The organism is Cupriavidus sp. GW821-FHT07C08, assembly GCF_059419025.1.
On record NZ_JBWKQZ010000043.1, the window covers coordinates 40,197 to 48,103 of the forward strand.

At 64.7% G+C, this 7,907-nt stretch carries 5 protein-coding genes; all 5 read left to right on the forward strand.

What is annotated here, in order from left to right; translation table 11 throughout:
• Positions 1-428 precede the first annotated feature (428 nt).
• The 5 genes from AC07UK_RS35695 to AC07UK_RS35715 all read left to right on the forward strand — a co-directional run bounded on the left by AC07UK_RS35695 (position 429) and on the right by AC07UK_RS35715 (position 7,560).
• Positions 429-1,850, forward strand: a complete 1,422-nt coding sequence (locus AC07UK_RS35695) for an aspartate ammonia-lyase (protein ID WP_494687929.1) — start codon at positions 429-431, stop codon at positions 1,848-1,850.
• Between the two features lie 289 nt (positions 1,851-2,139).
• Positions 2,140-3,663, forward strand: coding sequence for an aldehyde dehydrogenase family protein (locus tag AC07UK_RS35700; RefSeq protein WP_436221681.1), 1,524 nt, complete (start codon positions 2,140-2,142; stop codon positions 3,661-3,663).
• A 222-nt stretch (positions 3,664-3,885) separates the two neighbouring features.
• Entirely contained in the window at positions 3,886-4,551 is a 666-nt protein-coding gene (locus AC07UK_RS35705) for a haloacid dehalogenase type II (protein ID WP_013956691.1), read from the forward strand.
• 28 nt (positions 4,552-4,579) lie between these two features.
• The gene (locus tag AC07UK_RS35710) at positions 4,580-5,869 is read left to right on the forward strand and encodes an NAD(P)/FAD-dependent oxidoreductase (protein ID WP_436221682.1); all 1,290 of its coding nucleotides are present in this window, start codon (positions 4,580-4,582) and stop codon (positions 5,867-5,869) included.
• Between the two features lie 71 nt (positions 5,870-5,940).
• Positions 5,941-7,560 carry an ABC transporter substrate-binding protein gene (locus AC07UK_RS35715; protein ID WP_494693911.1) on the forward strand — a complete coding sequence of 540 codons (1,620 nt, stop codon included), beginning with the start codon at positions 5,941-5,943 and terminating at the stop codon, positions 7,558-7,560.
• Positions 7,561-7,907: the final 347 nt, after the last annotated feature.

Consider the following 7,907-nt stretch of genomic DNA (forward strand, 5'->3'; position numbering starts at 1 on the left):
GGGCCAATTCTAGACGGGGATATTCAACGGGAGCTTGCGTAAACCGGCAGGAAAACGGAAGGAAATTCTTTATTTATGCTCGCGTTCGGCACGCTGTGCGCTGGCGGGCTTGCAGGCTGTCGACGTGCCATCCCTTGCCGATGGCATCGATCCGAAATCAGAACTGATATCGCAGTCCGACGACAAATTGACGTCCTGGCCCTGGGATGACCGCAAGGGTGCCCCACGACGCAGGCGGCCGGCCAAGCCTTTCGAGGCGGCCCAACAATCTGCTTGTACGCTGCGGCAAAACGCAATTCACTGCCGCACGGTGCGCTGCGATCGGTACCATCGTCGTTATGACTGCTCTTAAGCTTGTTGCCATGCAGCATGGTTGCGCCACTGTGCTGTTGCGCCCTAATCCAACCCATCAGCACTTCAGCCAAACCATGACCACACTGCAATCCACTCGCCAGGAGAAGGACTTCCTGGGCGTCCGCAACCTCGATAACAGCTTGTACTACGGTGTGCAGACGCTGCGGGCAAAGGAGAATTTTCACCTCTCCGGCCGCCGGCTTGGCGAGTATCCCGAATTTGTCAAAGCACTGGCCCTTGTCAAGCATGCGGCCGCCAATGCCAATCACCGGAACGGCCTGCTGGACGCCGTCAAGCATGCTGCCATTGCAACGGCATGCGCGGAAGTCATTGACGGGGCGTTACATGACGAGTTTGTCGTTGACATGATCCAGGGGGGCGCGGGCACCTCCTCGAACATGAATGTCAATGAAGTGCTGGCCAACCGTGCATTGGAACACCTGGGACAGGAGAAGGGCGATTACAAGCATCTCCATCCCAACAACGACATCAATATGTCGCAATCGACCAATGATGCGTATCCGAGCGCCATCCGCGTGGGGCTGCTGCTTGCGCATCTCCCGCTGACGGAGAGCCTTGGCCACCTCGCCGCGACCCTGGCGAGCAAGGGGGAGCAGTTCGACGCCATCCTGAAGATGGGCCGCACCCAGCTCCAGGATGCGGTTCCCATGACGCTTGGACAGGAGTTCCGTGCCATGGCCGACACCGTATCCGCGGACCTTGAGCAGCTTCGCACGCTCATCCCGGCTGCGCTATGCGCCGTGAATCTGGGGGGTACGGCGATCGGCACCGGCATCAACGCCGACCCGCGCTATCAGGCGATCGCCATTGAGGAGCTGGCGGCGCTCTCCGGCTTCCCGATCCGATCCGCAGCCAACCTTATTGCGGCGACATCGGACATGGGCGACTTCGTACTGCTCTCAGGCCTGATCAAGAAAACCGCGCTGAGGCTCTCGAAGATCAGCAATGACCTGCGTTTGCTGTCGAGCGGACCGCGGGCTGGCCTTGCGGAAATCAACCTCCCTGCGCGCCAGCCCGGTAGCTCCATCATGCCGGGCAAAGTCAATCCGGTCATTCCGGAAGCGATGAACCAGGTGGCCTTTGAAATAGCAGGTAACGATGCTGCGCTGACCCTGGCCGCCGAGGCGGGTCAGTTGCAGCTCAATGCCATGGAGCCGCTGATTGCCTACAAGCTCTTTGACTCCATCCGGCTACTCGATCGGGCGGTGCGGATGCTGGACCATGAGTGCATCGAGGGCATTACCGCCAACCCGGATCAGTGTTCCGCACTGGTTCAGCGGTCGATTGGCATTGTGACTGCGTTGAATCCGTACATCGGATATGAGAATGCCACGCGCATCGCCAGGCTCGCTCAGGAGACTGGCCGCACCGTCGTGGAGCTGGTGCAATCCGAGCAGCTGATCAGCAATGAGCTGCTGGCCGATATCCTGCGCCCGGAGAACATGGTGGCGCCTCGTGCGGTTGCTAGAGCCTGATAACAACGAAGTGACCCGCGTCGGTATGCCACGGAACAAACCGTCACGCATCGCCTGCTCGCGCACCTGACAGCGCCGAGAGCTCACGGCAACGCACCCCTCTCCCGCGAAGTGGAAGAGGGGTGGGGGAGAGCGGCAGCATCAGTTCCCCGCGCCGGAGCCCGAACGCCCTCGGGTTTATACGTAGGATGCAAGAATCGTCCGCCTGAGGTGGCAGTTTCGCAATTCGATGCGGTAGCGCGGTCCGTAACGAAGACAAATGCTGAGCCTTCTTGTCTAGCATTTAGTCATGAATCCACTAACGGTGCCGACCCGCGGCGCCCCGCCTTCCGTGCAAATATTCGACCCCCAGACTGTCTCCGTTCCCTCGGGCCATTTCATTGGCGGACGGCTCGTACCTGATGCCGGCCGCATCCCCGTGCGGCGCCCCTCCGATAACCAGGTGCATGCCGAGCTGCCGCTGGCTGACGCCGCCGCCGTGGATGCGGCGGTGCAGGACGCATGGAAGGCGTGGCGCACCAGCGACTGGGCGCGCCGTGCCCCGCGCGAGCGGGCGCGCGTGCTGCGTCGCTGGGCGGATCTGATCGAAGCGGATGTGCAGTGTCTGGCGCCGCTTGAAGCCGTGTGCTCCACGCGGCCGGTGCGCGCTGCCTCGGCCTGGGATGTGCCTTTCACCGCCGAAGGCCTGCGATTCTTCGCCGAATACGCCGACAAGATCGGTGGAGACGTGGCGGCCACGCAGCACGATAACCTGGGCATGGTGGTGGCCGAGCCGTATGGCGTGGTGGGAGCGATCACCCCGTGGAATTTCCCGTTGGTGATGGTGTCGTGGAAGGTGGGCGCGGCGCTTGCCGCCGGCAACGCAGTAGTGCTCAAGCCTTCCGAGATGACGCCGTTCTCGGCCGTGCGCCTGGCTCAGCTGGCGATCGAGGCGGGCGTGCCACCGGGGTTGTTCAACGTGGTGCAGGGCGATGGGCGGACCACGGGCGATGCGCTCACGCGCCACCCGCTGATCTCGAAAATGACCTTTACGGGATCGACGCAAACGGGCGCCGCGATCATGGCCAGTTGCGCGTTGCATGGCCCCAAACCAGTCACGCTGGAGCTGGGCGGCAAGAGTCCGCAACTGGTATTCGATGACGCGCCGGACCTCGATCGGCTGGCCGGCATCATTGCCGGCGCCATCACCGGCAATGCGGGCCAGGTATGCGTCGCGGGCTCGCGCCTGATTGTGCAGCGCGGCATCGCCGAGGCACTGGTCGAGCGCGTCGCGGCAAGCTTTGCCGCGCAGCGGCCCGGTGCGACCTGGGATGACGCGGCGACGCTGCCGCCCATCATCTCGGCAGCGCAGGCGGCGCGCATCCTCGACATCGTCGAGCGCGCACGTGGCGCGGGCGTGCGGGTACGCAGCGGTGGCGGCCTGTTCGACGGCGGCCCGGGCGGCGCATTTTTCCAGCCCACGCTGATCGAGGGCGTGCGCGCGGACAATCCTGCCGTGCAGGAGGAAATCTTCGGTCCGGTGCTCACGGTGCAAACCTTCGACGACGAAGAAGAGGGCCTGGCGCTGGCCTCGCACGAGCGTTACGGCCTGGCCGCCGGCGTACACACGGCCGATATCGGAAGGGCGTTGCGCGCCATGCGCGGCATCGCCGCCGGAACGGTGTGGATCAACCGCTACGGGCGCAGTTCGGATTTCGTGATTCCCACCGGCGGCTACCACCAGTCGGGCATCGGCAAGGATCTGGGGCGCCAGGCCGTAGAGGCGAATTTGCGCTTCAAAAGCGTGCTGATCGATTTTGCTGCGGCGCGTTAGCGGTGCGTCATCGCTCGCCTGCGCACTCCCGCGGTGCCCACCGCATGACATGCCGCGGGACCCATGACAAACCGCAGTTTCGCCGCGTGCCCCGGCCTCATTTCCATATAAACGCGGTGCGGCCGCGTGCTTTAATCCCTTCGAAATAATTCTGTCGCCTGCGCCGGACAATGCGCGGCTCCACCCCGGTCGCCGACCGGAAAACCCTGAGGATCAGAGACCATGACCTTCCGTCCCAAGTACGTGACCTTCGACTGCTATGGCACGCTTACACGTTTCCGCATGGGCGAAATGACGCGCGAGCTGTTCGCCGATCGCATCCCTGCCGAGCAGATGGAGCAGTTCATCGCCGACTTCAGCGCCTACCGTTTCGACGAGGTGCTCGGCGACTGGCAGCCCTACGAAGTGGTGCTGAAGAACGCCGTGCGCCGCCTGTGCAAGAAGTGGAAGATCCAGTACTTCGACACCGATGGCCAGCAATACTATGACGCCGTGCCGACGTGGGGCCCGCATGAGGATGTGCCCGCCGGCCTGGCCAAGGTGGCCAAGGAGATTCCGCTGGTGATCCTGTCGAACGCCTCGGACGCCCAGATCCAGAAGAATGTGGCCATGCTCGGCGCGCCGTTCCACCGCGTCTACACCGCGCAGCAGGCCCAGGCGTACAAGCCGCGCCTGAAGGCCTTCGAGTACATGCTCGACTCGCTGGGCTGCAACCCGGAGGATGTGCTGCATGTGTCGTCGAGCCTGCGCTACGACCTGATGTCGGCTGACGATATCGGCATCGTCAACAAGGTTTTCGTGAACCGTGGTCACGGCCCGGGCAACGCGGCGTACCGCTACACCGAGATCCAGGATATCGGTGGCCTGCCCGGCGTCGTCGGTCTTTGAACTGACCTTCCACAATTCCGTCCCCACCATGAAGCTTGAATCCTACTGGAACGATTCGGTGCCAATACTGGCACTGGACGCGCACGAACTGCCGCCGCAGGTCGATGTGGCCATCGTCGGCGGTGGCTTCACCGGGCTTTCGGCGGCACTGGCGCTGGCCCGACGTGGGGCAAGCGTGGTGGTGCTGGAGGCTGGGGCCACCGTGGCACCCGAGGCCTCGGGGCGCAATGGCGGCCATGTGAACAACGGGCTGGCGGTGGACTACGCGGAGCTGGCCGCCCGGGTGGGCGTGGAGCGCGCCCGCGGCTGGTACCACGCCTATGACGACGCGGTCGATACCGTGGAGCGCATCGTGCGCGACGAGGGCATTGCCTGCGACTTCCAGCGCAACGGCAAGCTCAAGCTCGCCACCAAGGCTCACCAGATGGAAGCGCTGCGGCGCAGCGCCGAGCGCCTGGTTGCCGACGGCGTGGATACCGACGTGGAAATTCTCGACGCGGCGCGCGTGCGTGCCGAGGTGCAGAGCGAGCGTTTTCACGGCGGCCTGCTGTACAAGCGCAGCGGCCAGATGCATATGGGCCGCTTCGCGCAAGGCCTGGCCGTGGCCGCGCAGCGCCACGGCGCACAGATCCACACTGGCACCTGCGTGCGCCGCATCGAGCGCGTGCAAGGCCAGGTGCACCGCCTGCACACCGCGCGCGGCACGGTGCTGGCCCGGCAGGTGCTGCTCGCCACCGGGGCTTCGCGCCACGGCGGCTACGGCAGCTTCGGCTGGCTGCGCCGGCGCATCGTGCCAATCGGCAGCTTCATCGTGACCACGGAGCCGCTGGGCGCCGAACGGGCGCGGGCGCTGCTGGCCAAACGCCGCACCTATGTCACGGTGGCGAACATTCACCATTACTTCCGCCTCACGCCGGACCACCGGCTGGTGTTCGGCGGCAGGGCGCGCTTTGCGGTCTCCAGCCCGCAGCAGGATGCTGCCAGCGGGGAGATCCTGCGCGCCGGCCTGGCCGAGATCTTCCCGCAGCTCGGCCACATCAGGCTCGACTATTGCTGGGGCGGACTGGTCGACATGACGCAGGACCGCTTGCCGCATGCCGGCGAGCGCGACGGGCTGTTCTACTCCATGGGCTACAGCGGCCACGGCACGCAGATGTCGGTGCACATGGGCGAACGCATGGCTGCGGTGATGGCCGGCGACGCGGCTGCCAATCCATGGCGCGAGCGCGACTGGCCCGCCATTCCCGGGCATTTCGGCCCGCCGTGGTTCCTGCCGGCGGTAGGGCTGTACTACCAGCTCAAGGACCGGCTTGGCTGAGCTTTGCGCACCTGCTGAGCTCGCCGCGATCCCTCTGTTTCCCACTCAGAATAATCAGGAGCACACCAACCATGAACGATAGCGGTAACGAGTTCGAGAACCTTGTCGGCCCCGGCGAGAGCCTTCGTGTGATGGATCTGCTCAAGCGCGGCGCCACGCGGCGTGACGTGCTGGCGATGCTGCTGGCAGGCGGCATGCAGGCCACGCTGGCCGGCAGCCTGGCCGGCGTGGCCGTCAAGGCCCATGCAGAGACACCGAAGCGTGGTGGCCGTATCCGCGTGGCCGTCGCCACGGCAGCTGCCTCCGATACGCTCGATCCGGCCAAGCAGTCGAACCAGAACGACTACGTGCGCTGCAACATGGTCTACAGCGGGCTGACCTCGCTCGATAGAAGCCTGACGCCGCGGGCTGCCCTGGCCGAGTCGTTCAACACCACCGACGCCAAGACCTGGGTCTTCACGCTGCGCAAGGGAGTGACCTTCCACGACGGCAAGGCATTGTCCCCGGCCGACGTGGTGTATTCGATCATGCGCCACAAGGACCCCGCCACCGCTTCGAAGGCCAAGGTGCTGGCCGAGCAGATCGAGAGCGTGAAAGCCACTGGCCCGAATGAGGTCACGGTGGTGCTGACCAGCCCCAATGCCGACCTGCCGGTGATCCTGGGCACCTTCCACTTTCTCATCGTCAAGGACGGCACCACCGACTTCAGCGCAGGAATCGGTACCGGACCTTACAAGATCAAGGAGTTCAGGCCCGGCGTGCGCACGCTCGTGGTGCGCAACGGCGCCTACTGGAAGCCCGGCAAGCCCTATCTCGACGAAATCGAGTTCGTCGGAATCGCCGACGACAGTGCGCGTGTCAACGCGCTGTTGTCCGGCGGGATGGACCTGGTGGCCTCTGTCAACCCGCGCTCCGTGGCCCGCGTCAAGGGTACGCCTGGCTACGGCATCCTCGTCACGCAATCGGGGCAATACTCAGACCTGATCATGCGCAAGGACGTGGGTCCTGGCGTGAGCCCGGACTTCTTGATGGGAATGAAGTACCTGCAGGACCGCGAGCAGATGAAAAAGGCGATCGCGCTCGGCTATGCGGTGGTCGGCAACGACCAGCCCATCGACCCCACCAACCGGTTCTTCTTCAAGGAGCTGCCGCAGCGACCCTTCGACCCGGAAAAGGCGAAGTTCCATTTCCGCAAAGCCGGCGTGACGGGCAAGGTGCCGGTGGTGACCTCGCCGGCCGCCATGTATTCGGTGGAGATCGCGATGGTGATGCAGCAGACTGCGCAGCGTGTGGGCCTGGAACTCGACATCAAGCGCATGCCTGCCGACGGCTACTGGTCGAGCCACTGGCTCAACAGCCCGGTGGGCTTCGGCAACGTCAACCCGCGCCCCAGCGCCGATACCATCCTCACACAGTTCTTCAAGTCCGATGCGCCGTGGAACGAATCGCGCTGGAAGAACCCCAAGTTCGACCAGCTGCTGCTGGCGGCGCGGGCCGAGACCGATACCGGCAAACGCAGGCAGCTGTATGCCGACATGCAGTCCATGATCCATGAGGACGCCGGCATCGGTATCCCGTTGTTCCTGGCCAGCATCGACGGACATTCGTCGAAGCTTAAAGGGTTGTCACCGATCCCGCTGGGGGGTCTGATGGGCTATTCGTTTGCGGAGAACGTCTGGCTGGATGCCTGACCTGGAAGGGGGGCTTCAGATTTGTCAGCTTTGGGCCGGCGTAAGCCGGCCGCTTTGCATTTGAAACCCGCGCGGCAATCCCGTCACCTGTGCGCGCCCTGAGCGCCAGGCGGCTTGCCGAACAAGCCACGCGCGCCGATGGCGGCGCAATTCGCGTGGATGTTCCCGGCCGGCGCCTGCTGGCACCGCGCCGGCCGGTTGGCGTTATCGCGAAGCCGCGATTTCGCCTTCGCTGTGCAGATCGACTTCATCGATCCAGCCGCGGCGCAGCTCGGGCACCGAGCGTGCCAGCAGCGCGTAGTAGGGGTGGTGCGGCCCGCGGTCGTAGTCCGCGTGCGCGACCTGGG